Source organism: Methylobacterium isbiliense (genome assembly GCF_022179325.1).
GTDB classification, from domain to species: Bacteria; Pseudomonadota; Alphaproteobacteria; order Rhizobiales; family Beijerinckiaceae; genus Methylobacterium; species Methylobacterium isbiliense.
Genome location: NZ_BPQQ01000011.1, coordinates 50,793 through 77,208 on the forward strand (window position 1 = coordinate 50,793; position 26,416 = coordinate 77,208).

The following is a 26,416-nucleotide window of genomic DNA, read 5'->3' on the forward strand; positions in this document are numbered from 1 at the left end:
GGCCGTTGCCGGCCGGTGGGCATCAACGCGCGTGCGGCGAAAAGGATGTGCGAGCGGGGCCGTTTCGTCGCGGCGCCCGCACCGGTGCCGGTTCCGCGTCGGCCTTGCCGCGTCAGGGGCTCGGCACCGCGCAGGCCGCGGCGATGCGGGCGAGCAGCGGGTCGGCCACGCCCATCGCCACGAGGTGCTGGTGGGTGTTGCGCACGTAGTCGGGGTTGGCGCCCGAACGGCCGAGCCCCTGGCGCACGAGGCGCAGCAGCTCCGGCTCGGGCAGGCGCCCGGCATATTGCGGATGGGTGCGGTCCACCAGGTAGGTCACGGCGCTCACCCGCCGCCCGTCGTCGAGGCTCACCCCGAGCACCCGCTCGACGTAGACCGCCGTCACCTGTTCGCGCTCGCGCAGGTAGGCCAGCGTGGCGGGCGCCTCAGGCCCCGCCACCCGGAAGGCGACGCCCCGGCAGCTCCCGCCGCGGTCGAGGCCCAGCACGAGGCCGGGCCGCTCCGGCGTGCCGCGATGGACGTGGGAGAGCACGCAGAGCGCCCGGTGGTAGCCCCGCAGCCGCGCATGGCGGCGCTCGACAACCGGAAAGCCCGGGCGCCACATCAGCGACCCGTAGCCGAACACCCACAGGTCGGTGGGCGCCGTGTGCGTCTCCATCCCCTCCTCCGGCTTCCCTTGCAGGCGGCGGCCGGTAGCAGCTAGGGAAGCCCCGGTTCAAGGGCAACCCGGCGCGCGCCGCCGGACCAGCGGGAGAGGTGGCCGATGACGCAGGCGCCGGAGACGACGGATCCCAGGCCCGCCCGCGTGCGGCGGGGGCGCATCGGCCTGTTCCTGCCCTTCGGGCTGCTCCTCCTCGTCGTGGCGCTGTGGTCGGCCGGCTGGGTCTGGGTGCGGGGCCGGGCCGCCGAGGAGATCGACGGGTGGTTCGCGCGCGAGGCCCAGGCGGGCCGCAGCTGGACCTGCGCCGACCGCTCGGTCGGGGGCTATCCGTTCCGGCTCGAACTGCGCTGCACGGCGTTGCGCTTCGCGCGCTCCGACGTGCGCTTCACGGTGGGGCCGGTGGTGGCGGTGGCGCAGGTCTACCAGCCGCGCCACGTGATCGTCGAGGCGACCGGACCGTTCCACGTCGAGCAGGACGGCAAGGTCGGCGACGTCGAGTGGCGGCTCCTCGAAGGCTCGGCCCACCTCACCCAGGGCGGGTTCCAGCGCGTCTCCCTGGTGGTCGACGGGCTCAAGGGGCAGGTCGCGGGCGTGGAGCCGCAGCCGATCGCCTTCACGGCCGGCCATCTGGAGGTGCATGCGCGCCCGACCCCCGGCCGTTTCGACACGGACGGGGCGGTGGACCTGAGCGCGCGGGTGGCCAAGGCCACGCTGCCGCTGCTCGATCCCCTGCTCGGCGGCCCGGAGCCGGCCGATCTCGCCCTCGACGCCACGGTGAACCGGGCGGCGGGCGTGCGCACGCGGCCGCTGGCCGAGGAGCTGGAGCGCTGGCGGGTGGCCGGCGGCAGCGTCGACCTCACCCGGCTTAACGCCGAGAAGGGCAAGAGCCGGCTGCAGGTGCAGGGCAGCCTCCGCCTCGACGAGGCCCACCGGCTTGCGGGCGACCTCGACGTGCGCACCGCCGGCCTCGACGCGGTGATCGCGCCGCTGATCACCGAGCAGCTCGGCGGGCGGATCGGCGGCGACGGCGCGGCGCTGATCGGCAATCTCGTCGGCCAATTCCTCGGCGGCGGCCGGCGGCGCGAGCCCGCGCCGGGCCCGGGATCCGAGGGCACGCTGAAGCCGCTCCCGCCGGTGCGCCTCGTCGGCGGGCGGGTGGCCGTCGGCCCCTTCGCGATCCCGAACCTGCGCCTCGATCCCCTCTACTGAGCCGCCCCGATCAGTTGATCTGGTCCTCCGCACGGCGCGGGGTCATCGCCTGTTCCAGCTTGGTGAGCAGGTCGCGCAGCGAGACGATCGCGTCGAGGTTGCCGCGCAGATGCGCCACGGTCGCGCGGCGCACCACCACTTGCCCGGTCTCGTCGAGCTCCTGGAGCGCGGCGGTCAGCAGGATGCGTCCGACGCCGCCGGACCCCCCGGCCGCGCAGGCATCCTCGAAATAGATCAACGGCGCGTGGCCGATATCGATCGTTCCCGGCGCATCCGAGGCCGCTCTGACTGCAGCAATCCGCCTGTCACCCATCGCCGTCGGCTCCCTTGCTGGCGCCAGTTACTCGCAACATTGCAAGTATCGCGTCGGGAAGACGGCAAAAATTTGGGCAGATGTATTTCAAGTATGTTAACTGAGATCGATGCAAGCGAGGGTGGTCTGTTGAAGAGGATCGGTTGTGCGGCGACCGCTTGCGGCCCCGCGCGTCACGCCGCCAGCCGCAGATCCGCCTCGGTCGCCGCGGGGACGCCGCCGATCTGGTCGAGCTGCGAGCAGTGCAGGAGCCTGACCTCGAACGCCGCGGCGAGGGTCTGCACCGCACCGCCGATGCGCCCGTTCGTGACGATGCAGGCGAGGTTGCACGCGTCGCGCCGCGCTGCCGCAACCACCTCCTGCACGGCCCGGCATTCGATCTCGGTCGCCGCATGGTGGAGATGGGCGGCCACCCGGTTCCGGCCGTCCTCCAGGATCAGGTGGGCGCCCTGCCGCCGGTCCTCCGCCGGGAGCCGGACCGTCCAGCCGAGCTGTTCGAGGGATCGCGCGACCAGCCGCGCGAAGGCCGCCGGGGAGTCGCTGGCGCGGTCGATGAAGGTCCACGAGTCGATCTCGCGGTTCAGGAGCCCGGCGAATTCGGCGTTGAGCGCGCGCTCGAAGTCGCCCGGGGTGACGAGGGCGCGGTCGCGCCATGGCACGTGGCTGCGGTAGTGCCGACGCAGCCGGTGGCGCCACTGCGTCTCGAACTCGCCCGGCGACCGCGACCAGCGTTCGAGCCAGCGCTTCTCGATGACGTAGCGCTCCGCATGCGGCCGCAGGATCCTGCGGCAGCGGGCCGTGAGACGATTGCGGCGATGCGCGACGAGCATCAGAGCCGCCCAGATCACTGCGGCGGCGGCGATCGCTGACAGAGTCATTCGGATGGTGCCGTCTCGTGCGGGGGGCACCGAAAGTGTCGGCCGGCCTCGCTTAACCGAGGGTTTCGGCCCGGTCCGGAGGTTGTTTCCGCGCGGGCGGGCCGTATTCAGGGTGAATCGGGCGTCAACGCCGCGCCCTACGACCGCTGCGCCCCCGCATTGCTCGGGGCCGTGCGCTCGTCCTCGTGGGTGTGGGGCGTGGTCGTGCCGGTGGCGCCGGGATCGCGCGTGCGCAGGCGCTCGGGCACGGTCTGGTCCGGGGCCGGGATGTTGGGTGCCTGTTCGCGGCTCTTCTGCGGGGTGTCGACGGCCTGCGCCAGCAGCACGGCGCCCATCATGCCGAGCACGAGACACGAGTGGCGGATCATCGACGTCATGGCGGGCGCTCCTCCTCCGGTCCGGGGAATGATCCGCGCGGTCGAACGGTTCCGGCGGGCGGCGACGAACCGGGGCGGATCATCGCCCTCCCCCGCCGCAGGCCCGCACCGGCAGGCCGCCGATCCAGGCCGCCGATCCAGGCCGCCGATCCAGGTCGCCGATCTCTTGGGAAACCCGGCCTCATCACTTCGGCGAAGGGCCGCGATTCTGCGAGCCGGACGGAGCCCGGCCGTGTAGTTTTGCCGGGCGGAGCCTGCCGTGACGGTGGCGCGCCTGCTTCGCCAATCGGGGCCATTCCGGGAAGGGAACGCTGATGAAACGCATTCTGCTCGCACTCGCTACGGTTCTCGGCGTCATCGCGCCGGATGCACGGGCACAAGACGCGTATCCGTCACGGCCGATCACCGTGGTGGTGCCGTTCTCGGCCGGCGGCACGACCGACATCGTGGCGCGCCTGATGGCCGAGCACATGAGCCGGACCGTGGGGCAGCAGCTCGTGGTGGAGAACGTCACCGGGGCCGGCGGCACCCTGGGCGTCACCCGGGTCTCCAGGGCGGCACCGGACGGCTACACCATCCTGATGGGCAATCTCGGCACGCAGGCGGCGAGCGTCGGGCTCTATCCGAAGCTCGCTTATGATCCGCGCACCGACTTCGAGCCGATCATGAACTCGGCCTCGACACCCATGCTGGTCGTGGCCAAGAAGGATCTTCCGGTCAAGGACTTCAAGGAGTTCGTCGCCTACCTCAAGGCCAACGCGCCGAAGATGAACTACGGCACGGGTGGCGTTGGGTCGACCTCGCACCTGACCTGCCTCTTCCTCGAAACCCTGGTGGGCGTGAAGCCGCAGCACGTGCCCTACCGCGGCTCGGGTCCGGCGCTGACCGCGCTCCTCGGTGGCCAGGTCGATTACGTCTGCGATCAGACCGTCGGGATCGTGCCGACCGTGCAGGCCAAGCAGGCCAACGGGCTCGTCGTCGCGGTCCCGCACCGCCTCGCCGTCGTGCCGGACGTCCCGACCTCGGCCGAGCAGGGTCTGCCCCAGTTCCAGGCGACCGGCTGGAACGCGCTGTTCGCCCCGAAGGGCACGCCCAAGGAGATCGTCGCGAAGCTCAACAGCGCAGCGCGCGCCGCCCTCGCCGACCCCAACACCCGCAAGCGCCTTCTCGACATCGGTGCGGAACTCCCCGACGAGGCCGGCCAGACGCCCGAGGCGCTGGGCCAGCTCGTCCGCTCCGAGATCGACAAGTGGGTGCCGATCATCCGGTCGGCCGGCGTCACCGGGCAGTAGGGCCGGAATCCCGGGCTGCCGGCGCCGCGCGGCAGCCCGGGCGGGCGAGCGCACCCGCGCCCCGTCTTCGCGGGGTCCCGGCGCCGCGCGATGTCTCGACCGGCGGCCCTCGCCTCCATGGCCCCGGACACCCGCATGGGCCATGGCCTCCGCTCGAGTCGCGTAAGGACGCGCCGTCGGCCCGGCGCATGGGCGCCCGACGGCCCGCCGCCTTGCGCCCATGCTCGTCCCCTTGCCCGAAAGGGCCAGTCCGCGGGGCTTGAGCCCTGCCGTCCACGTGGCATTGATGGCCTTGCCTCGCGGCGCGCCATGAGCGGGCGGACCGCGGGGCGACCGGGAACGCGTCTTCGCCCCTATGGCGCACGGCAGCGCTTCGATAGAATAGCAGGACGCATTGGGGAGAGACCATGCCGCGCAATATTCTGATTCTGGGAGCCTCGTACGGCTCGTTGCTCGCCACAAAGCTGCTGATGGCGGGTCACAACGTGACGCTGGTCTGTCGACGCAAGACCGCCGACCTGATCAACCGGGAGGGCACCGAAGTCCGCATCAAGTTGCGCGACGAGCCCGAGCACCGCTCCATTCGGTCGCGCGACCTGCCCGGCCGGCTGGACGCAGCGCCGCCCGAAGCGGTCGATCTGTCCCGCTACGATCTGGTCGGCCTCGCCATGCAGGAGCCGCAATACAACAACCACACCATCCGTGTGCTGATGATCAAGATCGCCGAGGCGAAACTGCCTTGCCTCTCGATCATGAACATGCCGCCCTTGCCGTATCTCAAGAGGATCCCGGCCGTGGCGGGCATGGATCTTGAGGACGCCTACACCAATGCCGGCGTCTGGGACCGGTTCGAGCCGGGATTGGTGACGCTCTGCTCCCCCGACCCGCAGGCGTTCCGGCCGCCGGAGGAGGGGGCGAACGTGCTGCATGTCGGGCTGCCCACGAACTTCAAGGCGGCGGCCTTCGCCGACGAGGCGCACAACCGGCTGCTGCGGGAACTGGAGGCGGACATCGACGCGGTGCGCCTCGACGGCCAGGACGTGCCGGTGAAGCTCAAGGTGTTCGACTCGCTCTTCGTACCCCTGGCGAAATGGTCGATGCTGCTGACCGGCAACTACCGCTGCATCACCCCCGACGAGCCGCAATCGATCCGCGACGCCGTGCACGGCGATCTGGCACGCTCGCGCGTGATCTACGAGCACGTCGACGCCGTCGCGCGGCGCCTGGGGGCCGACCCGGAGGATCAGGTGCCGTTCGAGAAATACGCCAAGGCGGCGGAGGGGCTCCTCAAGCCGTCCTCGGCGGCCCGGGCGGTGGCGAACGGGGCGCCCTTCATCGAACGGGTGGACCTCTTGGTCAAACTGATCTCGCATCAGCTCGGCATGCCGGACGCCGAGATCGATCGCACGGTCCAGATCGTGGACCGGAAGCTCGAAGAGCGGATCATCGAGGGCTGATTCGCCACGGCGCGGGAGCGCCGTGCTCGCCACCCGGCCCCCGCAACCCTGGCGCGCAAACCTTCGGGCCGCGCGCGACGTCCGGCGCCGCAAGCGTGTGCCGGACGCTCCCCATGCGAGGAAAGCGGCCGATTCGCGTCCCGAACCGGTGAGACCAACCGGCACATCGGCGCGCAGCCGCTTGACCCCGAGCGCCTCCGCCGACCAAGCTCCAGCCGCCCGATCCTGCGCAGACGCCCCGGACCCCGCGCCGGGGCCGGACCAATCGGAGGCCGGCACCCAGATGGCGATCGATCAGGCTCAAGGCCCGCCTCCCTCCTCCACGCCGCTCGAGCGCGATGCCCGCTTGGTCTCGACCGACCACAAGGTCGCCCCGAGCGAGATCGCCATCGGCGTCGTCATCGGGCGCGCCGCGGAGTATTTCGACTTCTTCGTGTTCGGCATCGCCTCGGTGGTCGTCTTTCCCAAGGTGTTCTTCCCGTTCGCCGAGCCTGTGACGGCGACGCTCTACTCCTTCGCCATGTTCTCGCTGGCCTTCATCGCCCGGCCGGTCGGCTCCGTCATCTTCACGGCGGTCGACCGCCGGCACGGCCGCGGCGTCAAGCTGACCATCGCGCTGTTCCTGCTCGGCTTCTCCACCATGGCGATCTCGTTCCTGCCGAGCTACGCGCAGATCGGCGCGTGGTCGCTGTACCTCCTCGGCATCCTGCGCTTCGGGCAGGGCCTCGCCCTCGGCGGGGCCTGGGACGGGCTCGCCTCGCTCCTCGCGCTCAACGCGCCGATCGAGCGACGCGGCTTCTACGCCGCCATTCCGCAGCTCGGCGCGCCGCTCGGCTTCATGGTCGCCAGCGTGCTGTTCGCCTTCTTCATGCTCAACCTCACGGAGGCGGATTTCCTCGACTGGGGCTGGCGCTATCCCTTCTTCTGCGCCTTCGCCATCAACGTCGTGGCCCTGTTCTCGCGGCTGCGGCTCGTCGCGACGGACGAGTTCGCGCGCCTCCTCGAACGGCGCCGGCTCGAACCCTCGCCCATCCTCCCGCTGATCCGCAACCACGCGGCGGACCTCCTCGTCGGCGCGCTGATCCCGCTGGCGAGCTTCGCGCTGTTCCATCTTGTGACGGTGTTTCCGGTCAGCTGGATCACGCTGTTCACCCACCGCTCGGCGGGCGAGTTCCTGATGGTGCAATGCTCGGCCGCCTTCATCTGCGCGGTCGCGATCGTGGCCTCGGGCCTGATCGCCGACCAGATCGGCCGCCGCATGCTGCTGCTGATCTCGGCGGGCCTGATCGCCGTCTTCGCCATCGGCAGCACCATCGCGCCGCTCCTCGTGGAGGAGAACGCGATCGGCCAGACGATCTACGTCAATGCCGGGTTCCTGCTGCTGGGCCTGTCCTACGGGCAATCGTCCGGGGCGGTGACGTCGCGGCTGGCGCAGCGCTACCGCTACACCGGTGCGGCTCTCACCAACGACCTCGCGTGGCTGCTCGGGGCGGGCTTCGCGCCGCTGATCGTCCTGTTCCTGTCGGCCCGATACGGGCTCGCCTGCGTCGGCCTGTACCTGCTCTCGGGCGCGGTCACGACGCTGCTCGCGCTCAGCCTCTCGCGGTCCGAGATCCGGCAGGTCTGAGCCGTGCGGATGCCGACGCCTCCGCGCCCTCCGAACGCGTCTCGCCCCCGCGCGAGGAACCCTGGAGTGACTGCCCTGGCCAATCCCTCCGCCCCCCCGGCCGCGGCCGGCCGGCCCCGCGGGGTCCTGGCGCGCGCCGTGAGACGCCATCTCTGGCGCGGCGCCGCCCTGGTCGCCTGCGCGGCGCTGCTCGCCGGCTGCAACCTGACCGTGCTGAACCCCTCGGGGGACGTCGCGGTGCAGCAGCGCAACCTCATCATCGCGTCCACCGCGCTGATGCTGCTCGTCATCGTGCCGGTGATCGCCCTCACCTTCCTGTTCGCGTGGCGCTACCGGGAATCGAACACGGAGGCGACCTACGATCCCGACTGGCACCACTCGACCCAGCTCGAAGTGGTGATCTGGACCGTGCCGCTGCTGATCATCATCGCGCTCGGCGCCATGACCTGGATCAGCACGCACACGCTGGACCCCTACCGGCCGCTCGCGCGGCTCGCGCCCAACAAGCCCGTGCCGGAGGGCACGAAGCCGCTCACCGTCGAGGTCGTCGCGCTCGATTGGAAGTGGCTGTTCATCTATCCCGACCAGGGCGTCGCCAGCCTCAACGAGATGGCGGCGCCCGCCAACGTGCCGATCGCCTTCAAGATCACCTCCTCGTCGGTGTGGAACACGTTCTTCGTGCCCGCCCTCGCCGGCATGATCTACGCCATGCCGGGGATGCAGACGAAGCTGCACGCTGTCATGAACGAGGAGGGCACCTTCCGGGGCCGGTCAGCGCATTACAGCGGCACGGGCTTCTCCCGCATGGAGTTCGACTTCCGCAGCCTCAGCCAGCAGGATTTCGACGCCTGGGTGGAGAAGGCCAAGGCGACGGGCTCGGCCCTCGACCGCGCGGCCTATCTCCAGCTCGAGAAGCCGAGCGAGGCCGAGCCGGTCCGCTATTTCGGCTCGGTCGAGAAGGGCCTCTACGACGCGGTCCTCGGCCTGTGCGTCGAGCCCGGCCGGATGTGCGTGGCGGAGATGCACCACATCGACCGGTCGGGCGGCGGGGGCAAGGACAGCGAGGCCAACCGCGACCGGCTCGACTACGACAACCGCCGCCTGGAGAGCGGCGAGGAGCCGCCGGGCGCCACCGCGCCGGCGTCGGGCCGCCCGGCGCGGGGCCCGGTCCAGCCCGAGGGCATGCAGCCCCGCGACCAGGAGCGCGGCCGCGACGTCAAGGAGCCCGGGACCACGCCCGATCCGGGACGGCCCGGCACGCCGCCGGGCGCCGACCAGGGGACCGCGCCGCCCCAGCTGCAGAACCGGCCCACCGACCGCCACCAGCACTGATCGGAGCGAGCGTCCGCATGTTCTCGAACCTCGATCTGCAGCAAATCGTGTTCGGGCGCCTGACGCTCGAATCGATCCCCTACCACGAGCCCATCCTGCTCTGGACCTTCATCGTGGTGGCCGCCGGCGGCGTTTCGCTCCTCGGCGCCATCACGTGGTTCGGCCAATGGGGCTATCTCTGGCGGGAATGGTTCACGAGCGTCGATCACAAGAAGATCGGCATCATGTACGTGGTGCTCGCCATCGTGATGCTGCTGCGCGGCTTCGCCGACGCGGTGATGATGATCACCCAGAAGGCGCTCGCGGTCGGGGTCAACGAGGGCTACCTGCCCCCGCACCATTACGACCAAGTCTTCACCGCCCACGGCACGATCATGATCTTCTTCATGGCGATGCCGTTCGTGACCGGCATGATGAACTACGTCATGCCGCTGCAGATCGGCGCGCGCGACGTGGCCTTTCCGTTTCTCAACAACTTCAGCTTCTGGATGACGGCGGGGGGCGCCGCCCTCATCATGCTGTCCCTGTTCGTGGGCGAGTTCGCGCGCACCGGCTGGCTCGCCTATCCGCCCCTGTCGGGGGCGGCCTACAGTCCCGGGGTCGGCGTCGACTACTACATCTGGGGGCTGCAGGTTGCGGGCGTCGGCACCACCCTGTCCGGCATCAACCTGATCACCACGATCGTCAAGATGCGCGCCCCGGGCATGACCATGATGAAGATGCCCGTCTTCTGCTGGACCACGCTCTGCAGCAACGCCATCATCGTCACGATCTTCCCGGTCCTGACCGCGACCTTGGCCCTGCTGTCGCTCGACCGTTACGTGGGGACCCACTTCTTCACGAACGATTACGGCGGCAACTCGATGCTGTACATGAACCTCATCTGGATCTGGGGGCATCCGGAGGTCTACGTCCTGGTGCTGCCGGCCTTCGGCATCTTCTCGGAGGTGGTGTCGACCTTCTGCGGCAAGCGGCTGTTCGGCTACACCTCCATGGTCTACGCGACGGCGGTGATCGCCTTCGTGTCCTGGCTCGTCTGGCTGCACCACTTCTTCACGATGGGCTCGGGGGCCAGCGTCAACGCCTTCTTCGGCATCACCACGATGATCATCTCGATCCCGACGGGCGCGAAGGTGTTCAACTGGCTGTTCACCATGTACCGCGGGCGGATCCGGTTCGAGTCGCCGATGATCTGGGTGATGGGCTTCATCCCGACCTTCGTGCTCGGCGGGCTGACGGGCGTGCTGCTGGCGGTGCCGCCCGCCGATTTCGTCCTGCACAACAGCCTCTTCCTCGTCGCCCATTTCCACAACGTCATCATCGGCGGCGTGGTGTTCGGGCTGCTCGCGGGCGTCAATTACTGGTTCCCCAAGGCGTTCGGCTACAAGCTCGATCCGTTCTGGGGCAAGGTGTCGTTCTGGTGCTGGCTCGCCGGCTTCTGGGTCGTGTTCACGCCGATCTACGCGCTCGGTCTGATGGGGGTGACGCGCCGGACCCAGCATTTCGACGACGTGGCCGTCCAGCCCTACCTGACGGTCGCGGTGATCGGCGTCTTCATCATCATGGCCGGCATCGCCGCCTTCCTGGTCCAGCTCGTCGTCAGCTTCTTCCGCCGCGAGCAGCTGCGCGACCTGACGGGCGACCCCTGGGGCGGGCGCACCCTCGAATGGTCGACCTCCTCGCCGCCCCCGCCCTACAACTTCGCCTTCACGCCGGTCGTGCACGACCTCGACGCCTGGTGGGACATGAAGCGGCGCGGCTACGCCCGCCCCCTGCAGGGCTACAGGCCGATCCACATGCCCCGGAGCACCAGCGCCGGCGTCATCCTGGCGGGCCTGAGCACCGTGCTCGGCTTCGCGATGATCTGGTACATCTGGTGGCTGGCCGCTTTGTCCTTCGTCGCCCTGATCGCGGCCGCCATCAGGCACACGTTCGACTACGACCGGGACGACCATATCCCGGCCGATGAGGTCGCCCGGTTCGAGGAGCTGAGAACGGCGCAACTCGCGAACGGGGTCCGGGCCGATGCATGAGACGACCGCCCCGCCCGGCGCCGCGGCGCCGGTCTTCTACCAGCAGGAGGAGCACGCCCACGGCGAGAGCGGCACGCTGCTGGGCTTCTGGCTCTACCTCATGAGCGACTGCCTCATCTTCGCGGTGCTGTTCGCCACCTACGGGGTGCTCGGCCGCAACTACGCGGCGGGTCCCTCGGGCGCCGAGCTGTTCGACCTGCGGCTCGTCGCGCTCAACACCGGCCTCCTGCTCCTGTCCTCCATCACCTACGGCTTCGCCATGCTGGAGATGGAGAAGAACCGGGTTGACGCGACCCTGCGCTGGCTGGCGATCACGGGTGCGTTCGGGGCGGCCTTCCTGGCGATCGAACTCTACGAGTTCGCGCACCTGATCCACGAGGGCGCCACGCCGCAGCGCAGCGCCTTCCTGTCGGCCTTCTTCACCCTGGTCGGAACGCACGGGCTGCACGTCACCTTCGGCATCGTCTGGCTCGTCACGCTGATGGTCCAGGTGCGCCGCTACGGCCTGATCGCCGACAACCAGCGCCGGCTGATGTGCCTGTCCATGTTCTGGCACTTCCTCGACGTGGTCTGGATCGGGGTGTTCACCTTCGTCTACCTGATGGGGTCCATGCGATGAGCGCCACGGCCGAGGCCGGGATCGCCCGGAAAGTCCAGGACGACGGCCACGACGACGGCCACGGCGACGGCCACGGCGACGGGGCCGGACAGGGCGGGCACCACAGCCCGGGCGCACACGGCAGCGTCCGGAGCTACGTCACCGGCTTCGTCCTGTCGGTCGTCCTCACGGCCATCCCGTTCTGGCTCGTGATGGGCGACGTCCTGGGCGATACGCTCAAGACCAGCATCGTCATCATGGCGTTCGCGGCCGTGCAGATCGTGGTCCACATGATCTACTTCCTGCACATGAACACGAAGTCGGAGGGCGGCTGGACCTTCATGGCCCTGGTCTTCACGCTCACCCTGGTCGTCATCACGCTGGTCGGGTCGATATGGGTGATGTACCACTTGGACCGGAACATGATGCCGATGACCCCGCACGAGGCCCTGCACCGCCCCTGACGGGCCGGCGGATCGCCGCCCTCGTCGCCTTCGACCTCGCGGCGATCCTGATTGTGCTCGGTCTGTGCGGGCTCGCCGCGTGGCAGATGCAGCGCCGGACCTGGAAGCTCGACCTGATTGCCCGCGTCGCGGCGCGGGTCCATGCGAGCCCGGCGCCCGCCCCGGGGCCGGAGCGCTGGGCCGCGATCTCGGCGGCCGCCGACGAGTACCGCCGCGTCGCCGCCCGCGGCGCCTGGCTGGGCGACCGCTCCACCCTGGTCCAGGCCGTGACGGATCTGGGGGGCGGCTACTGGGTGATGACGCCGCTGGCGCGCGACGACGGGACGACGATCCTGGTCAACCGCGGCTTCGTGCCGGCGGACAGGCGCGCGCCCGACCTGTGGCGGCCGCGCGCGGGGCCCGTCGCCGTGACCGGCCTGCTGCGCCTGACGGAGCCCCGCGGCGGCTTTCTGCGCGCGAACGATCCCGCCGCCGACCGCTGGTTCTCGCGCGATGTCGCGGCGATCGCCGAGGCGCGCGGTCTCTCCGAGGTGGCGCCCTACTTCATCGACGTCGAGCGCGGCGGCGGCGAGGGCACCCTCCCGGTTCCCGGCCTGACGGTGATCGCCTTCTCCAACAACCACCTCGTCTACGCGATCACCTGGGGGGTCCTGGCGCTGATGGCCGCGGTGGGGACGGTCTTCGTGAACCTCGACCTGCTGCGCCCCGGCCGCGAGGCCCGCGCGCGCGCCTGATCCGGCCCGCCGCCCATCGGCTGCGCCCGGATGGCGCGGCAGCACCGACGCGGGGCGAAGCCGGACACGGGTCCCGAACCGATCGGCAGCGACCAGGTCGTGTTCAACACGGTCTCGCTGATCCTGGAGGCGGCGCTCGCCGGCTTCGGCATCGCGTACCTGCCGCAGGACGGGGTGCAGGCGCACCTGGAGCGCGGCGATCTGGTCGGATGCTCGACCCATGGTGCGAGCCCTTTCCCGGCGACCACGTCTACTCCCCGAGCCGCCGGGAGGCCGGCCGGGCGCTCGCCGTGCTGGCGGAGGCGCTGCGCCGGCCGCCGTGACCGGGCGGCTCGGCCGCCCGCGTGCGGGCCTGACCTGGCCGGTCGGGCGGATGCGTCAGCCGGCCGTTCCGGCTCGCGCCTCGCCCGCCGTTCGCGCGATCAAGGCGTCCCAGGGCGCCGGCGCGGGAAACACCTCGGCCAGGAAGGCCAGGAAGGCCTTCACGTTCGGGTTGCCGCGGCGGCTCTCCGGCCAGAGCGCCGTGATGACCGAGCGCTCGACCGCGAACTCCGTCAGGATGGGCACGAGACGTCCGCGCGCGACGGAGGGGGCGGCGATGTAGGTCGGCGAGATGCCGACGCCGCCGCCTGCCTCCAGGATCGCCGTCACCGCGTCGCTGGAATCCGTGACGATGCCGGATTCGGGCGTGCGTTCGACCGTGCGGCCCCCGATCCTGAACGGCCAGCGCAGGGCCTGGCCCGTGCTCTGGAAGCGGAAGTTCACGCAATCGTGGCGGACGAGGTCGTCCGGATGCGCCGGGATTCCCCGCCGGGCCAGATAGGCCGGCGCCGCGAAGGCGCAGAGCCGGTGCGGCGCGAGCCGCCGCGAGATCAGGCGGGAATCGCCGAGATCGCCGACCCGGATCGCGACATCGATGCCCTCCTCGATCAGGTCCGCGAAGCGGTCGCCCAGGCGCAGGTCCACCGACAGCCGCGGGTAGCGGGCGCGGAACCGCGGCATCGCCGGGGCGAGCAGGTGCACGCCGACCGGGAGGGGCGCCGTCACCTTCAGGAGGCCGGCCGGTTCCGAGCGGATCGCGACCGCGGCCTGCTCGATCGCCTCGGCCTCGCGCAGCAGGCGCAGCGCCCGCTCGTGCAGGTCGCGGCCTTCCGGCGTCAGCGTGAGCGAGCGGGTGGTGCGGGCGAACAGGCTCAGACCCAGCCGGCCTTCCAGCCGCTGCACGCTCTTGCTGACCGCCGAAGGCGAGAGGCCGAGCGAGCGCGCCGCGGCCGTGTAGCTGCCGAGCGAGGCGGAGCGCGCGAAGGCGATGAGGCCGGTGAGCCGGTCGAGGCCGATCTGTTCCATGACGGCATGACTGAAGCGAAGATCGGCCCGATTATCAAGGTCGGGGCGCGGATCCATTCTCCGTGTGACCGGCGCGGTCCCCGCGCCCCGCGAGAAGGATCACCCTCATGAGCAACAGCCTGCAGGACTGCACCGTCGTCATCTTCGGCGGCACCTCGGGCATCGGCCTCGCCGCCGCCCGGCAGGCCGAGGCGGCGGGCGCCGGGGTCATCGTCGTCGGCCGCGACGCCGAGACCGCGAGGCGCGTCGCGGCCGAGAACGGCTTTGCGGGCTGGCGGGCCGCGGACGTGACCCGCCCCGAGACCATCGTGGCGGCGCTCGCCGGCATTCGCCGGGTCGACCACCTCGTGCTCCTCGCCGGCACCTTCGTGGCCGGCACGATCCGGGAGGCGCAGGTCGATCACCTCAAGCGCGCCTTCGACGAGCGGATCTGGGCGGCGGTGCACACGCTGCGCGCCCTCGGTGACCGCCTCGCCGAGACCGGGTCCGTCACCTTCGTCTCGGGGGCGCTGGCCGACCGGCCGACCGGGCAGGGCACCGCGGTGCTCGCGGCGGCCTCGGCGGCGATGGAGGCCTTCGCCCGCGGCCTCGCGCTGGAACTCGCACCCCGCCGCGTGAACACGCTGTCTCCGGGCAGCATCGACACGCCCCTGCTCGCCCGGACCCTCGGCGCCCACCGCGACGCCTCCGTGGCCGCGCTGACCGGGACGCTGCCGATCCGCCGCCTGGGCACGGCCGAGGAGGCGGGTGCCGCCCTGGTGATCCTGATGAGCAACGGCTTCATGACCGGCGAGACCCTGCACATCGACGGCGGTGCGCGCCTGGTCTGATCGCGCGGCGACCGCCCGCCCCACCCCCGCTCAGCCCTTCCCGAAGGAGACCCCCGATGTCCGATATCCCGCAGACCACACCCGCGGCGGCCGGGCCCGACGACGACCGGCTGCTGCGCGCCAACCTGGAGCGCGTCTTCAACGAGCGCGATGCGGCCCAGCGCGCGGCGGCGGTGGCCGACCTCTTCACCGAGGAGCCGGTCCTCTATGAGCCGGCCAACCTCGTGCAGGGCCGTGCGGCCATCGCGGCGGTGGCCGGCGCCCTGCTGGACCGGTTCGGTCCGACATTCCGGTTCACGCCCGTGGCCGGAGCCGTCGGGCACCACGGGCTGGCTTTGCTGCGGTGGCAGGCCGGTCCGGACGGCGGTCCGGTCGCCGTCACCGGCACGGACGTGGCCGAGATCGTGGGCGGCCGGATCGCGCGCCTCTGGGTGCTGCTCGATCCCGCGGCGGCCTGAAGATCGGGGCGCGGGATCGCGCGCCCGCGGCCCGGCCGCTCAATGGCTCATCAGGCAGCAGACGGGCGAGGCGGCCAGCAGGGTGCGCGTGACGCCGCCGAAGACCCATTCGCGCAGCCGGCCGTGGCCGTAGGCGCCCGTCACGATCAGGTCGGCCCCCTGCTCCAGGGCCGTGTCGATGAGCGCGCGGGACGTGGCGTCGCCGGCCGCTTCCACGCAGAGGGCGGTCGCCGCGACGCCGTGCGCGGTGAGGAGGGCGACGACGTCCCGGCCATCGGGTGCCCCCTGTCCCTCGTCGACGGACACCACCGCCACGTGCGCGGCGCGCCTGAGGAGCGGCAGCGCATCCGACACGGCCCGGCGGGCTTCCCGCGTGTTCTTCCAGCCGATGGTCACGCGCGCGGCATCGAGGTGGTCGACCTCCGGCGGCACCACGAGCACGGGCCGACCCAGGCGCATGACGGCATCGCCGCTGTTGAAGGCGAAGGGCGAGGCGCCCGCCTCCCCGGCCCGCCCGACGATGACGAGATCGGCCGCGGCGGCCTGCGCCGCCAGGAAGGACAGGGGGAAGTCGAGGGCCGCGCGCCACTCGGTCCGGGCGCGCGCACCGGCCTCCTCCTCGAAGGCCGCCTGCGCGATGCGCAGGTCGGTGTGCACGACCTCGCTCGCGGCGGCGAGCGCGTAGGCGCCGGCCGCGGTCGCCCCCAGCGGCGGGATCGCGTAGGCGGGCTGCTCGGCCGCGACCCCGATCAGGCCTGCGCCGAACGCATCGGCCAAGCGGCCGGCCAGTCGCACGCGCGACCGGCTCCGCGGGGCGAGGTCGACCGCCACCAGGATGCTGGCGTAGGACATGGACGGCTCTCCTCCCTCGGTCTGGCTCAACGCCGCGCGGCCGGGCCGGCCCCGGTCGGCGGCATCGCGGCCCGGTCCGCACGCGCCTGCGAGTGGATCCTAGGCGCCGCAGGCGGCCGGGCATTGATCCAGCGCAACCGGCTCGCCGGCGGCGATCCTCGCGTGCATCGGGCAGGGGGCGGGATCCGCCCGGCGGCGATCGTCCGCCACGCAGGCGGTCACGGCCTGCAGGACGTCGCGCTCGGTGAAGGGGCGGTCGAGCACGGGCGCGTCGGCGAAGGCGCGCGGGATCGGAGCGCTGCCGGTGACCAGGATGAACGGGATCCGGCATCGGCGCAGCGCGCAGGCGAGCGGGAAGCCCGGGCCCTGGTCCATGTCGACGCTGAGCACCGCGCAGTCCGGCCGCGTCCGCTCCAGGGTCTCGGCCGCGTCGAGGCAGGTGCCGAAAGGACCGCTGACGCCCCACCCCGCATCGGCCAGGACGTCCTCCAGCCAGAGGCCGGGGAGCGCCTGCGGTTCGGCAACGAGAACGGTCGGCCGGCCGGCCGCCGGGACGTGATGCATGGCCCGATCCTCCCCGGTTCGCGAGGCGGCGAGGATGGCGGGGGGAGCCCCCTCCGCCTTGCGCTGGATCAAACGGTCGCCCGGCGCCCGCGCTGCCATCGCCCCCGTGCGGGCCCGTCTGTCGCGGCGCGACGGACACGCGGCCGCCGTTGAGCGGGATCAATTCGGGCAAGGCGCGACAGGCGCAGGATCCCGGACGGCATAAGGAGGGAGCAACGCCATGCGCGCGCGCGACATCATGCACGGCGACGTCACCACGGTCACGCCGGAGACGCCGCTCGGGACGATCGCCCGGCTGTTCGTCGAGAAGCGGATCAGCGCCGTTCCGGTGGTGGACGGGACCGGCGCGCTCGTCGGGATCGTCAGCGAAGCGGACCTGCTCCACCGCCAGGAACTCGACACCGAGCGGCGCAGGAGCCGCTGGCTGGATTACTTCGCCACGATCGAGTCGCTCGCCAACGCCTACCGGGCGGCCCACGGCCGGTTGGCGCGCGACGTGATGGCCAGTCCGGTCGTCACCGCGGCGCCCGACACCCCGCTGACCGAGATCGTCGAGACGCTGGAGCGCAAGCGGATCCGCCGCGTCCCGATCGTCGAGGCCCTGCCCGGCGGGACCGAACGGCTGGTCGGCATCGTGACCCGCGGCGACCTCGTGCGCGCCCTCGCCACCCTGATTCCCGCCGCTGCCCCGGATCCGGACCGGAGCATCACCGACCGGCGCATCCGCGACATGCTGCTCGCCGAACTCGCCCGCCAGCCCTGGACCGATACGGGCGAGGGCAACGTGACGGTCCTCGACGGCGTCGTCCACCTCTGGGGCATGGTGGCGAACGAGGCGGAGGCGCAGGCGCTGGTCACGGCGGCGACGAACATTCCCGGCGTCGTCGCCGTCCGCGACCACACCTTCGTCGCCTATATGGGCGTCGGATCGACCATGATGTGACGGCGATGCAAGGCATCATGCGCCGAAGTGGTCGCCGGTTCGGCGGCGGGCATGATGCAGGAAGAACACCATCATGCGCCGAAGTGGTCGCCGGTCCGGGGGCGGGATCTGATCCAGATCAAGGCGGTCCCGTCCGCCCCGTCCATCGTGCGGGCCCACCGAGGCGACAGAGGAGGCAGCCATGGCATTCGAGACGAGGAGCGGGAAGGATGCCGGAACGGCCTTCGACATCTCCTCCATCCTGGCCTCCGAGACCGCGCTCTGGAAGTCCTTCGGCTTCGACCTGCCGTTGCGGGTCACCGCCGAACTCCTGAGCTTCGGCAGCCGGCGCCTGGAGGCTCAGGCGGAGCACGTCCGTGCGCTCGGACGCTGCGGCTCGCCCGCCGAGGTGATGAAGAGCCAGACGGCGTTCCTGACGCGGGCCATCGCCGACTATCAGCGGGAGGCCGAGACCCTGTCGCGGGATCTGGCCGACGCCGCGCCGCCGGCCCTCAGGACATCCGCCTGAACCCTCGGGACGCGACCCTCGGGACGCGGCGGCCGGCGCGGCGAACCTCTCTCAAGAGCGCCCGCCGCGCCCCTCGGCGTCACGCGGCCTTGATCTCGATCGTCTGGGCGCTGGCCACCGCGGCCGCGGGCTTGGGCAGCGTCAGGGTGAGGACACCCTTGTCCATCCGCGCCTCGATCTGCTCCGGCTTCGTCCCGGGCGGCAGTTCGAGCGTGCGGGAGAAGGCGCCGTAGCTGCGCTCCGTCACCTTGCGGGCGCCCTTGGTCTCCTCCTTCTCCTGGCGCTTCTCGCCGCGGATGACGAGGAGGTCGTCGACGAGCTCGATCCGGACGTCGGCGCGCTCCAGCCCGGGCAGTTCGGCCGTCACCTCGATGTGATCGTCCCGCTCGACGACGTCCATCCGCGGGAAGGGGCCCGACTGAAGGAAGTTCGGCAGCCCGGACCAGACCTCGCCGAGCATCCGGTCGAACTCGCGCTGGAGGGGGAACGGGGTCGGCGACATCCTCACCGAGGGCTCGTCGGCCCGGTTGGCGAGGGTAAGGAGAGACTTCAGATTCATGGCGGTCTCCCGTGTTCGACCGGCATGCGGCGGCCGGTCCTGTGCCCCAGAAGGGCATCGCGGCGCCGCTCCCGCCTTGCGGTGGATCAAACATCGTCGCGGAGGCCTCAGCGCGACAGCAGGGTCGGGAAGGTCATCGATCGGAGGATGGTCCGGCTCGCGCCGCCCAGGATCGCCTCGCGCAGGCGCGAATGGCCGTAGGCGCCCATCACGAGGAGCCCGGCGCCACACTCCGCGGCGTAGGACAGCAGCGCCTCGCCCGGCGGCAGGCCGGCCGGGCAGACGCGGACCGTCGCGTCGATGCCGTGTCGGGCGAGGTGCCCGACCATGCGCCGGCGTGCCTCCTCCGGCGGCGGCTCGTCCGTGACGGTGACGACCTCGACCCGCTCGGCATGCTGCAGCAGCGGCAGGGCATCGCCGAGCGCACGCGCCGCGGTCGCGCTGCCGTCCCAGGCGACGACCGCGCTGGCCAGGCGCAGCGCAGTCGCCTGGATGTAGGGCACGACCAGCACCGGGCGGCCCGTCCGGAACAGCAGGGTCTCCAGGTAGGCGTCGGCCGGCTTCGGCGCGGCGGGGTCGGGTTGCTCGATCACCGCGAGGTCGCTCAGGCGCGCGTGCGCGGCGAGGCATTCCGCGGCGTCGCGGACGGAGGCGCAGATCGCGGTCGACTCGCAGGTGAGGTTGGCCGCCCGCGCCGCGGCGGCGGCGTCCCGGGCGGCCTGGGCGGCCCGCTCCCGGGCGGACGACGCGGCGGACACGACCATGTCGTAGGGGATCTCGGCCCGCGCGAAGGTCTCGAACGGCACGATGGGCAGCACGCTGACCGCCGTGACGGACGCCCCGAGTTCCGCCGCGAGCGCGACGCCGCTGGGCACCGCGCAGCGGCCGACGCCGTCGACGACGATCGTCAGATCCCGGATCATGGCTCTACCCTCCCGCTGGATGCGGGCTCAGGATCGCTCAGACCGGGGGCGTTCGCCTTGATGCATCGCAAGGAGGCCCCGGTTCTTGCGGCGAAGCGACGGCCTTCGTGCGCGCCTCATGCGGGGTCCGGGGCCGGCCCCGCTCCGTCCGCCGCCAGGATCATCGCCCGCAGCGTCTCGGGGGCGAGCCGCGCGTCGAGCCGGCGCCACGTGATCGTCCCGCAATCCCGGCGCGCCTGGGCGGCCAGAATGTCGGGCGTGGCGTCGGAGGGGTCGTCCCGCCGGGCGGCGATGCGCCCGCCGAGCGTCGCGACGGGCGCCTCCAGCCACACGCCCCGGAACGCCGCGCCGCAGGCGGCCGCCAGGGCCGCGACGGCCTCGCGCTCGGCCGGCCGATCGAAGACCGCATCGACGATCACCGGCGCGCCGCCGGCCAGCACCCCGGCGGCCTGCGCGCGCAGGGCCGCGTAGACCGCCTCCGACACCTCCGCCGCATAGGCGGCAGGCGGCAGCCGCGTCAGGGGCGAGACCCCGTGCAGGCGCTTGCGGATGCGGTCGCTGCCGACGATGCGGGCGCCCGGCGGCGCGCCGAGCCACGGCGCCGTGGCGGAGGAGAGCGTCGACTTGCCGGTCCCGCTGAAGCCCCCGATCGCCACGAGCGTCGCCGGGAACTCGGCGAGAAGCTCGCGCGCGAGCGACAGGTAGGCCTGCGCCTCGCGGCGCAGCGCCGCCCCGGCCTCCCCGACCGCGTCCGATGCCTGACTTGCCGACACGTGCGCGCGGATCACCGCCCGGAGCGCCATCAGGAACGGCATCAGCCCCGCATCCGCCGCATCGTCCGTCTCGTCGAGGTAGCGGTTGAACAGCAGGTTCGCGAGGCCGGGCCGGCCGCGGTGCCACAGGTCCATCAGCACGAAGGCGAGATCGTAGAGGATGTCGGTGGTGGCGAGGTCCTCGTCGAATTCGAGGGCGTCGAAGGGCGTCGGCACACCCTCGAACAGGCAGATGTTGCGCAGGGTCAGGTCGCCGTGGCAGCGGCGGACCCTGCCGGCGGCGCGCCGCGCGTCGAGCCGGGCGGCGTGGCGGGCGAGCCGCGCCCGGAAGGCGGCCGCCAGCGCGGCGGCCTCCCCATCCGGGACGAGGCCGCTCGCCCGCAGGCTGCGGTCGTTGAGCGCGATGAGGTCGGCCATGGCCGCCGCCCCGCCGTGGTCCCGGCTCGCCGGTGCCGCCGCGTGGAAGCCGGCGAGGCGATGGGCGAGGTCGGCGACGAGGGCCGGGGTGAGCCGCCCGTCGCACGCCATGCGGTCGAACAGGTCGGCCTGCGGGAAGCGCCGCATCTCGACCAGCGCGTCGACGAGCGGCCCCGGCCCGTCCAGGACGAGGTCGCCGTCCGGCCCGCGGGTGATCCGGTGCACCCGGCGGTAGAGGCTCGGTGCGGTGCGGCGGTTCACGGCGAGTTCGGCCTCGCAGGCGGCGAGCCGCCGCTCCGGCGTCGTGAAGTCGAGGAAGGGAAAGCGCACCGCCCGCTTCAGCTTGAGCACGCGGTCGCCCGCCATCAGCACGGTCGAGATGTGGGTATCGATCCGCTCGATGCGCCCCTCTCCGGCGAGGAGCCGCATCAGGAACGCCACGGTGTCGCTCTGGTCGGCGGCCGTCATCGCATCCTCCACCGCGCCCGGTCAGGGCCGCCTGCTGCGCCGCGGGCGGGCCGCTTCCGGCGCGGGGCGGCGATGGCCCAGGGCTTCACCCCCTCGGCCGCCGCCAGATAGGCCGCCGTGATCAACGCGACCGCGGCGAGCACCGCGGGCGGCGGCGCCTCGAAGCCGAGCCGGGGGCCGAGCGGCGTGAACGGCACCGCGAGGGCGACCGAGAGGGCCGCGAGCGAGGAGGCGGCGAGCGCCCCGCCCGGCCCGTCACGCCAGGGCCGCCCACGGGTGCGGATGACGACGATGACCAGGATCTGCGTCGCCATGGATTCGAGGAACCAAGCGGTGCGAAACACCTCCGGGCTCGCCTGGAAGGCGAGCAGCAGAACCCCGAAGGTGGCGAGGTCGAACAGCGACGAGAGCGGCCCCATCACGGCCGCGAAGCGCAGCAGCGCCCCCATGTCCCAGGCTTGCGGCCGCGCCACCGCCTCAGGCTGCACCCGGTCGAACGGAATGCCGACCTCCGAGAGGTCGTAGAGCAGGTTGTTGAGCAGGATCTGCATCGGCAGCATGGGGAGGAACGGCAGCGCCGCTGCGGCGACGGCCATCGACAGCATGTTGCCGAAGTTCGAACTCGCCCCCATACGTATGTACTTGAGGATGTTGGCGAAGGTCCGCCGTCCCTCCGCGACGCCCGCCGCCGCCACCTCCAGGTCGGGGGCAAGCAGGATCATGTCGGCGGCGGCCTGCGCCACGCCGCTCGCCCCGTCGACGGAGAGGCCGATATCCGCCTGCCGCAGGCCGGGGGCGTCGTTGATGCCGTCGCCCAGGAAGCCGACCACCTCCCCGTCGGCCTGGAGCGCCTTGACGATGCGCGCCTTCTGGTCGGGCGCGAGCCGCCCGAAGGCGTCCACACGGCGCACCCGGACGGCGAGGGCCTCGTCGCCGAGGGCCGCCACCTCCGGCCCCGACAGCACGGCGTGCGCACCGAGCCCGACGAGCCCGGCGAGGCGCCGTACCACCACGGGATCGTCCCCCGACAGGATCTTGACCTTGACGCCGGCCGCGAAGAGATCGGCCACGGCCGCCGCGGCGGTGGGTTTCGGCGGGTCCGCGAAGGCGCAGAACCCCTCGAGGAGGAGGTCTGCCTCCGCGGTGTCGGCCGGCCCTGAGACCGGCCGCGTCGCCACCGCGATGCTGCGCTGACCCGCCTCGGCCAGCCGGCGGACCTGCTGCGCGAGGACCGCCTCGCGCTCGGGCCCGCCCAGGGGCGCCGTGCCGGTCCCGGCGCGCCGGGCCGTGCAGAGGGCGAGCACCGCCTCCGGCGCGCCCTTGACGATCAGGAGCCGCCCCTCCGGTCCCTCCGCCAGGACCGAGCCGGTGCGGCGCGCGTAGTCGAAGGCGCGCTGGCCGAGGCGCCGCCACGCCCCGGGGGACGCATCGCCGCCGCGGACCAGCGCGGCATCGAGGGGCGAGCGGTCGCCGCCGAGCGCGGCCGCGACGGCGCCGAGGCGGGCCGGACGCGGATCGGGCGCGCCCGACGGATCGAGGCTGCCCGCGAGCGCGATCTGCGCCGAGGTCAGGGTGCCGGTCTTGTCGGTGCACAGCACCGTCATCGCCCCGAGATCGTGGATGGCGGCGAGGCGCTTTACGATGACCTTGCGCCGCGCCATGCGCAGCGCCCCGCGCGAGAGCGTCACGGTGGTGATCATCGGCAGCAACTCGGGCGTGAGGCCGACCGCCAAGGCCACCGCGAAAAGGAGCGAGTCGAGCACCGGCCGTCCCAGGGCGACGCGGATCGCGAGGACGCCGACCACCAGGAGGAGGGTCAGCCGCGCGATCACCAGCCCGAAATCCCTGAGGTCGCGCTGGAACGGCGACGGCGCGGCCGCCTCCGCGAGGGACGAGGCAGCCGCGCCGAACAGCGTCGCGCGGCCGGTGGCGACCACGAGGGCAACCGCCTCCCCGCTCTGCGCCACCGCGCCGCGGAACAGGGCATTCGCGGCCTCGGCCGGGCTCGACGCGGCGACCGGGCCGGGACGCTTCTCGACCGGATAGGGCTCGCCGGTCAGTGCCGCCTCCGACGCCGCGAAGGCCGCGCTCTGGAGCACCAGGGCATCGGCGGGCACGATGTCGCCCGCCCGCACGCGGATCACGTCCCCGGGGACCACCTGATCGACCGGGATGGTCCGGAAGACGCCGTCGCGCTTGGCTTCCGCCTTCAGCGCCACGGAGCGCCGCAGGGCCTCCGCCGCGCGGACGGCGTGCCCCTCCTGCACCGTGTCGAGGCCGATCGAGAGCGTCAGGATGGCGATGATGATGGCGCCCCCGCCCCAGTCGCCGGTGAGGATCGCGACGCCACCGGCGGCGAGCAGGATGAGGGCGAAGGGTTCGACCATCCGGCGCAGGATCGCCCTCAGGGCGCCGTCGGGCCGGGCCGGGGCGTCGCTGTTGGGACCATGGCGGGCGAGCCGGCGCGCGGCCTCCGCCCTGGTCAGCCCGTCGCGCCCGCAGCCGAGCCGGGCGCACAACGCCTCCGGCCCGACGGTCCAGAAGGCCGGGCCTGCAGCGGAGGGCGCGGCGGGGTCGCCCTTCCCGGTCGGAGGACTCGTCCGCACCTTGCCCGGCATCGCCTCGGCTCCCGGCCGGCGGGGTCCGGCCGGCGAGGACACTCTGCGCGGGCGGCCCCGGCCCGGCCTTGATCCAGAGCAACCCTGCGCGCGTGGGCCGTTACCCCCGATCGCACGCCGCCGGATGCTACGGGACCGATCCGCGCGGGCTTCGATCCGCCGCGCCCTCGCGCCGAGCGGAGGAGCGGGGCCCGGCCTGCCCATCGCGCAGGACCCGCAACGCGTTCAGGATCACGGCCACGTCGATCGCCTCCTGGAGGAGCGCCCCCCGCACGGGGGACAGCAGGCCGAGGGCGCCCGCGACCATGCCGCAGACCGACAGGCCCAGGCCCGCCCAGACGCTCTGCAGGGCGATGGCGCGGGCGCGCCGGGCGATGTCGATGGCCTGCGGCAGGGGGGTGAGGCTGTCGACCAGCAGCACCACGTCGGCGGCCTCCGCGGCGGCGGCCGCGCCGCGGGCGCCCAACGCCGCACCGAGGTCGGCGGCCGCGAGGGCGGGCGCGTCGTTGACGCCGTCGCCGACCATCATCACGACCCCGTGCCGCCGCGCCTGCGCGACGATGCCGGCCTTGCCGGCCGGGTCCAGATCGGCCGCCACGGCGTCGATGGGCAGGCCGGCCGCGACCCGCTCGGCGACCGGCAGACGATCCCCCGTGGCCAGCACGATCCGGGCGATGCCGCGCGCCCGCAGCGCCGCGAGCGTGTCGGCCCCGTCGCGGCGCAGCGGATCCACCACGGTGAGCCGCCCGGCCAAGAACCCGTCGACCGCGACCAGGATCGTGCCCGAGCCGGGCGGCTCCTCGCCGGCCGGGACCGCCACGCCGTGCCTGCGCATCAGCCCCGCGCCGCCGACCAGGACGCGGCGGTCCTCGACCCGGCCGGCGATGCCCTCGCCCGGAGACTCGACCGCCTCGGTCGGCGTCGCGAGGCCGAGCCCCCGCTCCTGCGCCTCCGCGACGAGCGCGCGCGCCACCGGATGGCCGGAGGCCTGGTCGAGGGAGGCGGCGAGCCGCAGGACCTCCGGCGGCGCGAAGGCCGGCATCGCCGCGATGCCCGCGAGCCGCACGCGGCCGTGCGTGAGCGTGCCGGTCTTGTCGAGGACCAGGACCCGCACCTTGGCCAGGGTCTCGAGGGCGCCGCTGCCCTTGATCAGCACGCCGATCCCGGCCGCGCGCGACAGGCCCGCCACGAGCGCGACCGGAACCGCCAGGATCAGCGGGCACGGGGTCGCGACCACCAGCACGGCGAGCGCGCGCAGCGGATCGCCGCTGGCCAGCCACGCGCCCCCTGCGAGGACCAGCGTGACGGTCAGGAAGGCCAGGGCGTAGCGGTCCGCCAAGCGGCTCATCGGCGCCTTCTGCGCCCTCGCCGCCTCGACGAGGCGCACGATGCCCGCATAGGTGCTCTCGGCCGCCGGCCGCTCCGCCCTGAGCGTGAAGGGCGTGCCGACATTGACGGTGCCGCTCATCACCGCGGCCCCGGCCTCGTGCCGGACGGGCAGCGCCTCGCCGGTGAGCGTCGCCTGATCGAGGACCGCGCGGCCCGCCGCGACCCGGCCGTCCACCGGCAGGACGTCGCCGACGCGCACGAGGATGCGGTCGCCCGGGACCAGCGCCCCCACCGGCACCTCCCGCGCCCCGTCCGCCTCCTCGCGCAGGGCGGTCCGCGGCTGGCGGGCGAGGAGCGCCGTCATGTCGCGCGCGGCGCGGGCCGCCGCATAGGCTTCGAGGGCCTGCCCGCCCGACACCATCACGGCGATGACGATTCCGGCGAGCGGCTGCCACAGGGCGAGAGCGCCGCCCATCGACAGCACGGCGACGAGGTCGAGGCCGACATCGCCGCGGGCGAGGCTCGCGACGACCTGGGCCACGAGGGCGGCGAGCACGACCAGCGTCGCGGCGGCCCAGATCCAGCCCGCCCAGGCCGGGGCACCCAGGGCCTGCGCGGCGAGGCCCGCGGCCAGCCCGAGCAGCGGCAGCGCGACGAAGCCGCGGCGCAGGCCGCCGCGCCCGTCGGCCGGGCGCCGCCCGGCTCCCGCCGGGAGCGGCGGCGCCGCGAGGCTGGAGGAATCCCGCATGCCGTTCCGCCTTAACCAACGAGAGGGGCCGATCCTCGGCGCGGCGATCCGGGGCCGCCGGGCGATCCGGCAGGTGATCCGCAAGGCGGCTGCGGCGGGCGGGG

25 protein-coding genes are annotated in these 26,416 nt (G+C 72.8%); 13 read left to right on the forward strand and 12 right to left on the reverse strand.

Annotation, left to right across the window (positions count from 1 at the left end):
* Positions 1 to 112: 112 nt before the first annotated feature.
* Entirely contained in the window at positions 113 to 658 is a 546-nt protein-coding gene (locus MFF61_RS05655; RefSeq protein ID WP_238234100.1) for a gamma-glutamylcyclotransferase, read from the reverse strand.
* A gap of 105 nt (positions 659 to 763) precedes the next feature.
* Between MFF61_RS05655 and MFF61_RS05660 the strand changes: the two genes are divergently transcribed.
* Positions 764 to 1,870 (forward strand): DUF2125 domain-containing protein, encoded by a 1,107-nt coding sequence (locus tag MFF61_RS05660; RefSeq protein WP_238234101.1) that lies wholly within the window; start codon positions 764 to 766, stop codon positions 1,868 to 1,870.
* A 10-nt stretch (positions 1,871 to 1,880) separates the two neighbouring features.
* On the opposite strand, the gene MFF61_RS05665 is transcribed toward MFF61_RS05660, so the two are convergent.
* The 3 genes from MFF61_RS05665 to MFF61_RS05675 form a co-directional block, all read right to left on the reverse strand.
* Positions 1,881 to 2,183, reverse strand: a complete 303-nt coding sequence (locus MFF61_RS05665) for a hypothetical protein (RefSeq protein ID WP_238234102.1) — start codon at positions 2,181 to 2,183, stop codon at positions 1,881 to 1,883.
* A 173-nt stretch (positions 2,184 to 2,356) separates the two neighbouring features.
* Complete coding sequence (locus MFF61_RS05670) at positions 2,357 to 3,061, reverse strand: restriction endonuclease (protein ID WP_238234103.1); 705 nt, start codon at positions 3,059 to 3,061, stop codon at positions 2,357 to 2,359.
* 137 nt (positions 3,062 to 3,198) lie between these two features.
* Positions 3,199 to 3,438, reverse strand: a complete 240-nt coding sequence (locus tag MFF61_RS05675; protein ID WP_238234104.1) for a hypothetical protein — start codon at positions 3,436 to 3,438, stop codon at positions 3,199 to 3,201.
* A 314-nt stretch (positions 3,439 to 3,752) separates the two neighbouring features.
* Here MFF61_RS05675 and MFF61_RS05680 point away from each other — a divergent pair, with 314 nt between their 5' ends.
* The 8 genes from MFF61_RS05680 to MFF61_RS05715 all read left to right on the forward strand — a co-directional run bounded on the left by MFF61_RS05680 (position 3,753) and on the right by MFF61_RS05715 (position 12,975).
* The gene (locus MFF61_RS05680) at positions 3,753 to 4,730 is read left to right on the forward strand and encodes a tripartite tricarboxylate transporter substrate-binding protein (protein WP_238234105.1); all 978 of its coding nucleotides are present in this window, start codon (positions 3,753 to 3,755) and stop codon (positions 4,728 to 4,730) included.
* A 407-nt stretch (positions 4,731 to 5,137) separates the two neighbouring features.
* Positions 5,138 to 6,187, forward strand: a complete 1,050-nt coding sequence (locus MFF61_RS05685) for a ketopantoate reductase family protein (RefSeq protein ID WP_238234106.1) — start codon at positions 5,138 to 5,140, stop codon at positions 6,185 to 6,187.
* Positions 6,188 to 6,470: 283 nt separating this feature from the next.
* Positions 6,471 to 7,814, forward strand: coding sequence for an MFS transporter (locus tag MFF61_RS05690; protein ID WP_238234107.1), 1,344 nt, complete (start codon positions 6,471 to 6,473; stop codon positions 7,812 to 7,814).
* 66 nt (positions 7,815 to 7,880) lie between these two features.
* Positions 7,881 to 9,146 carry a ubiquinol oxidase subunit II gene (cyoA, locus tag MFF61_RS05695; RefSeq protein ID WP_373324606.1) on the forward strand — a complete coding sequence of 422 codons (1,266 nt, stop codon included), beginning with the start codon at positions 7,881 to 7,883 and terminating at the stop codon, positions 9,144 to 9,146.
* A 17-nt stretch (positions 9,147 to 9,163) separates the two neighbouring features.
* Entirely contained in the window at positions 9,164 to 11,179 is a 2,016-nt protein-coding gene (gene cyoB, locus MFF61_RS05700) for a cytochrome o ubiquinol oxidase subunit I (RefSeq protein ID WP_238234109.1), read from the forward strand.
* Positions 11,172 to 11,798: a cytochrome o ubiquinol oxidase subunit III gene (gene cyoC / locus MFF61_RS05705; protein WP_238234110.1), complete on the forward strand. Its 627-nt coding sequence runs from the start codon at positions 11,172 to 11,174 to the stop codon at positions 11,796 to 11,798. Before cyoB ends, cyoC begins: the two co-directional genes overlap by 8 nt.
* Positions 11,795 to 12,241, forward strand: coding sequence for a cytochrome o ubiquinol oxidase subunit IV (gene cyoD / locus MFF61_RS05710; RefSeq protein ID WP_238234111.1), 447 nt, complete (start codon positions 11,795 to 11,797; stop codon positions 12,239 to 12,241). Before cyoC ends, cyoD begins: the two co-directional genes overlap by 4 nt.
* Before the next feature lie 53 nt (positions 12,242 to 12,294).
* A complete protein-coding gene (locus MFF61_RS05715) occupies positions 12,295 to 12,975 on the forward strand; it encodes an SURF1 family protein (protein ID WP_238234112.1) in 681 nt (226 codons plus the stop codon).
* Between the two features lie 378 nt (positions 12,976 to 13,353).
* Here MFF61_RS05715 and MFF61_RS05725 read toward each other — a convergent pair whose 3' ends face one another.
* Positions 13,354 to 14,322 carry a LysR family transcriptional regulator gene (locus tag MFF61_RS05725; protein ID WP_238234113.1) on the reverse strand — a complete coding sequence of 323 codons (969 nt, stop codon included), beginning with the start codon at positions 14,320 to 14,322 and terminating at the stop codon, positions 13,354 to 13,356.
* A 107-nt stretch (positions 14,323 to 14,429) separates the two neighbouring features.
* Here MFF61_RS05725 and MFF61_RS05730 point away from each other — a divergent pair, with 107 nt between their 5' ends.
* A complete protein-coding gene (locus MFF61_RS05730) occupies positions 14,430 to 15,152 on the forward strand; it encodes an SDR family oxidoreductase (protein WP_238234114.1) in 723 nt (240 codons plus the stop codon).
* Positions 15,153 to 15,208: 56 nt separating this feature from the next.
* Complete coding sequence (locus tag MFF61_RS05735; protein WP_238234115.1) at positions 15,209 to 15,610, forward strand: nuclear transport factor 2 family protein; 402 nt, start codon at positions 15,209 to 15,211, stop codon at positions 15,608 to 15,610.
* Between the two features lie 39 nt (positions 15,611 to 15,649).
* On the opposite strand, the gene MFF61_RS05740 is transcribed toward MFF61_RS05735, so the two are convergent.
* Together MFF61_RS05740 and MFF61_RS05745 are read right to left on the reverse strand one after the other, a co-directional pair.
* A complete protein-coding gene (locus MFF61_RS05740) occupies positions 15,650 to 16,462 on the reverse strand; it encodes a universal stress protein (protein WP_238234116.1) in 813 nt (270 codons plus the stop codon).
* Positions 16,463 to 16,561: 99 nt separating this feature from the next.
* Positions 16,562 to 17,026, reverse strand: a complete 465-nt coding sequence (locus MFF61_RS05745) for a response regulator (protein ID WP_238234117.1) — start codon at positions 17,024 to 17,026, stop codon at positions 16,562 to 16,564.
* 220 nt (positions 17,027 to 17,246) lie between these two features.
* Between MFF61_RS05745 and MFF61_RS05750 the strand changes: the two genes are divergently transcribed.
* Both MFF61_RS05750 and MFF61_RS05755 read left to right on the forward strand, forming a co-directional pair.
* Positions 17,247 to 17,969: a CBS domain-containing protein gene (locus tag MFF61_RS05750; protein WP_238234118.1), complete on the forward strand. Its 723-nt coding sequence runs from the start codon at positions 17,247 to 17,249 to the stop codon at positions 17,967 to 17,969.
* A gap of 181 nt (positions 17,970 to 18,150) precedes the next feature.
* Positions 18,151 to 18,477: a phasin family protein gene (locus MFF61_RS05755; protein WP_238234119.1), complete on the forward strand. Its 327-nt coding sequence runs from the start codon at positions 18,151 to 18,153 to the stop codon at positions 18,475 to 18,477.
* A gap of 79 nt (positions 18,478 to 18,556) precedes the next feature.
* On the opposite strand, the gene MFF61_RS05760 is transcribed toward MFF61_RS05755, so the two are convergent.
* The 5 genes from MFF61_RS05760 to MFF61_RS05780 all read right to left on the reverse strand — a co-directional run bounded on the left by MFF61_RS05760 (position 18,557) and on the right by MFF61_RS05780 (position 26,312).
* On the reverse strand, positions 18,557 to 19,036 hold the full coding sequence (locus MFF61_RS05760; protein ID WP_238234120.1) for an Hsp20/alpha crystallin family protein: 480 nt from the start codon (positions 19,034 to 19,036) through the stop codon (positions 18,557 to 18,559).
* Positions 19,037 to 19,143: 107 nt separating this feature from the next.
* Positions 19,144 to 19,959, reverse strand: a complete 816-nt coding sequence (locus MFF61_RS05765; RefSeq protein WP_238234121.1) for a universal stress protein — start codon at positions 19,957 to 19,959, stop codon at positions 19,144 to 19,146.
* Between the two features lie 116 nt (positions 19,960 to 20,075).
* Positions 20,076 to 21,617: a bifunctional aminoglycoside phosphotransferase/ATP-binding protein gene (locus MFF61_RS05770; RefSeq protein WP_238234122.1), complete on the reverse strand. Its 1,542-nt coding sequence runs from the start codon at positions 21,615 to 21,617 to the stop codon at positions 20,076 to 20,078.
* Complete coding sequence (gene mgtA, locus MFF61_RS05775) at positions 21,614 to 24,235, reverse strand: magnesium-translocating P-type ATPase (protein WP_238234123.1); 2,622 nt, start codon at positions 24,233 to 24,235, stop codon at positions 21,614 to 21,616. The genes MFF61_RS05770 and mgtA overlap by 4 nt, the downstream gene beginning before the upstream one ends.
* A gap of 127 nt (positions 24,236 to 24,362) precedes the next feature.
* Complete coding sequence (locus MFF61_RS05780; protein ID WP_238234124.1) at positions 24,363 to 26,312, reverse strand: heavy metal translocating P-type ATPase; 1,950 nt, start codon at positions 26,310 to 26,312, stop codon at positions 24,363 to 24,365.
* Between the last annotated feature and the right edge of the window lie 104 nt (positions 26,313 to 26,416).

Excerpts from the sequence above, each read along its gene's own strand:
- cyoD (WP_238234111.1), top strand. The coding sequence starts at position 11,795 with ATGAGCGCCACGGCCGAGGCCGGGATCGCCCGGAAAGTCCAGGACGAC.
- cyoB (WP_238234109.1), top strand. The coding sequence starts at position 9,164 with ATGTTCTCGAACCTCGATCTGCAGCAAATCGTGTTCGGGCGCCTGACG.
- MFF61_RS05750 (WP_238234118.1), top strand. The coding sequence starts at position 17,247 with ATGCGCGCGCGCGACATCATGCACGGCGACGTCACCACGGTCACGCCG.
- MFF61_RS05730 (WP_238234114.1), top strand. The coding sequence starts at position 14,430 with ATGAGCAACAGCCTGCAGGACTGCACCGTCGTCATCTTCGGCGGCACC.
- MFF61_RS05655 (WP_238234100.1), bottom strand. The coding sequence starts at position 658 with ATGGAGACGCACACGGCGCCCACCGACCTGTGGGTGTTCGGCTACGGG.
- MFF61_RS05665 (WP_238234102.1), bottom strand. The coding sequence starts at position 2,183 with ATGGGTGACAGGCGGATTGCTGCAGTCAGAGCGGCCTCGGATGCGCCG.
- MFF61_RS05725 (WP_238234113.1), bottom strand. The coding sequence starts at position 14,322 with ATGGAACAGATCGGCCTCGACCGGCTCACCGGCCTCATCGCCTTCGCG.
- MFF61_RS05765 (WP_238234121.1), bottom strand. The coding sequence starts at position 19,959 with ATGATCCGGGATCTGACGATCGTCGTCGACGGCGTCGGCCGCTGCGCG.
- MFF61_RS05670 (WP_238234103.1), bottom strand. The coding sequence starts at position 3,061 with ATGACTCTGTCAGCGATCGCCGCCGCCGCAGTGATCTGGGCGGCTCTG.
- MFF61_RS05680 (WP_238234105.1), top strand. The coding sequence starts at position 3,753 with ATGAAACGCATTCTGCTCGCACTCGCTACGGTTCTCGGCGTCATCGCG.
- MFF61_RS05760 (WP_238234120.1), bottom strand. The coding sequence starts at position 19,036 with ATGAATCTGAAGTCTCTCCTTACCCTCGCCAACCGGGCCGACGAGCCC.
- MFF61_RS05690 (WP_238234107.1), top strand. The coding sequence starts at position 6,471 with ATGGCGATCGATCAGGCTCAAGGCCCGCCTCCCTCCTCCACGCCGCTC.
- MFF61_RS05685 (WP_238234106.1), top strand. The coding sequence starts at position 5,138 with ATGCCGCGCAATATTCTGATTCTGGGAGCCTCGTACGGCTCGTTGCTC.
- MFF61_RS05770 (WP_238234122.1), bottom strand. The coding sequence starts at position 21,617 with ATGACGGCCGCCGACCAGAGCGACACCGTGGCGTTCCTGATGCGGCTC.
- MFF61_RS05755 (WP_238234119.1), top strand. The coding sequence starts at position 18,151 with ATGGCATTCGAGACGAGGAGCGGGAAGGATGCCGGAACGGCCTTCGAC.
- MFF61_RS05745 (WP_238234117.1), bottom strand. The coding sequence starts at position 17,026 with ATGCATCACGTCCCGGCGGCCGGCCGGCCGACCGTTCTCGTTGCCGAA.
- cyoC (WP_238234110.1), top strand. The coding sequence starts at position 11,172 with ATGCATGAGACGACCGCCCCGCCCGGCGCCGCGGCGCCGGTCTTCTAC.
- MFF61_RS05735 (WP_238234115.1), top strand. The coding sequence starts at position 15,209 with ATGTCCGATATCCCGCAGACCACACCCGCGGCGGCCGGGCCCGACGAC.
- MFF61_RS05660 (WP_238234101.1), top strand. The coding sequence starts at position 764 with ATGACGCAGGCGCCGGAGACGACGGATCCCAGGCCCGCCCGCGTGCGG.
- MFF61_RS05780 (WP_238234124.1), bottom strand. The coding sequence starts at position 26,312 with ATGCGGGATTCCTCCAGCCTCGCGGCGCCGCCGCTCCCGGCGGGAGCC.
- MFF61_RS05675 (WP_238234104.1), bottom strand. The coding sequence starts at position 3,438 with ATGACGTCGATGATCCGCCACTCGTGTCTCGTGCTCGGCATGATGGGC.
- mgtA (WP_238234123.1), bottom strand. The coding sequence starts at position 24,235 with ATGCCGGGCAAGGTGCGGACGAGTCCTCCGACCGGGAAGGGCGACCCC.
- MFF61_RS05740 (WP_238234116.1), bottom strand. The coding sequence starts at position 16,462 with ATGTCCTACGCCAGCATCCTGGTGGCGGTCGACCTCGCCCCGCGGAGC.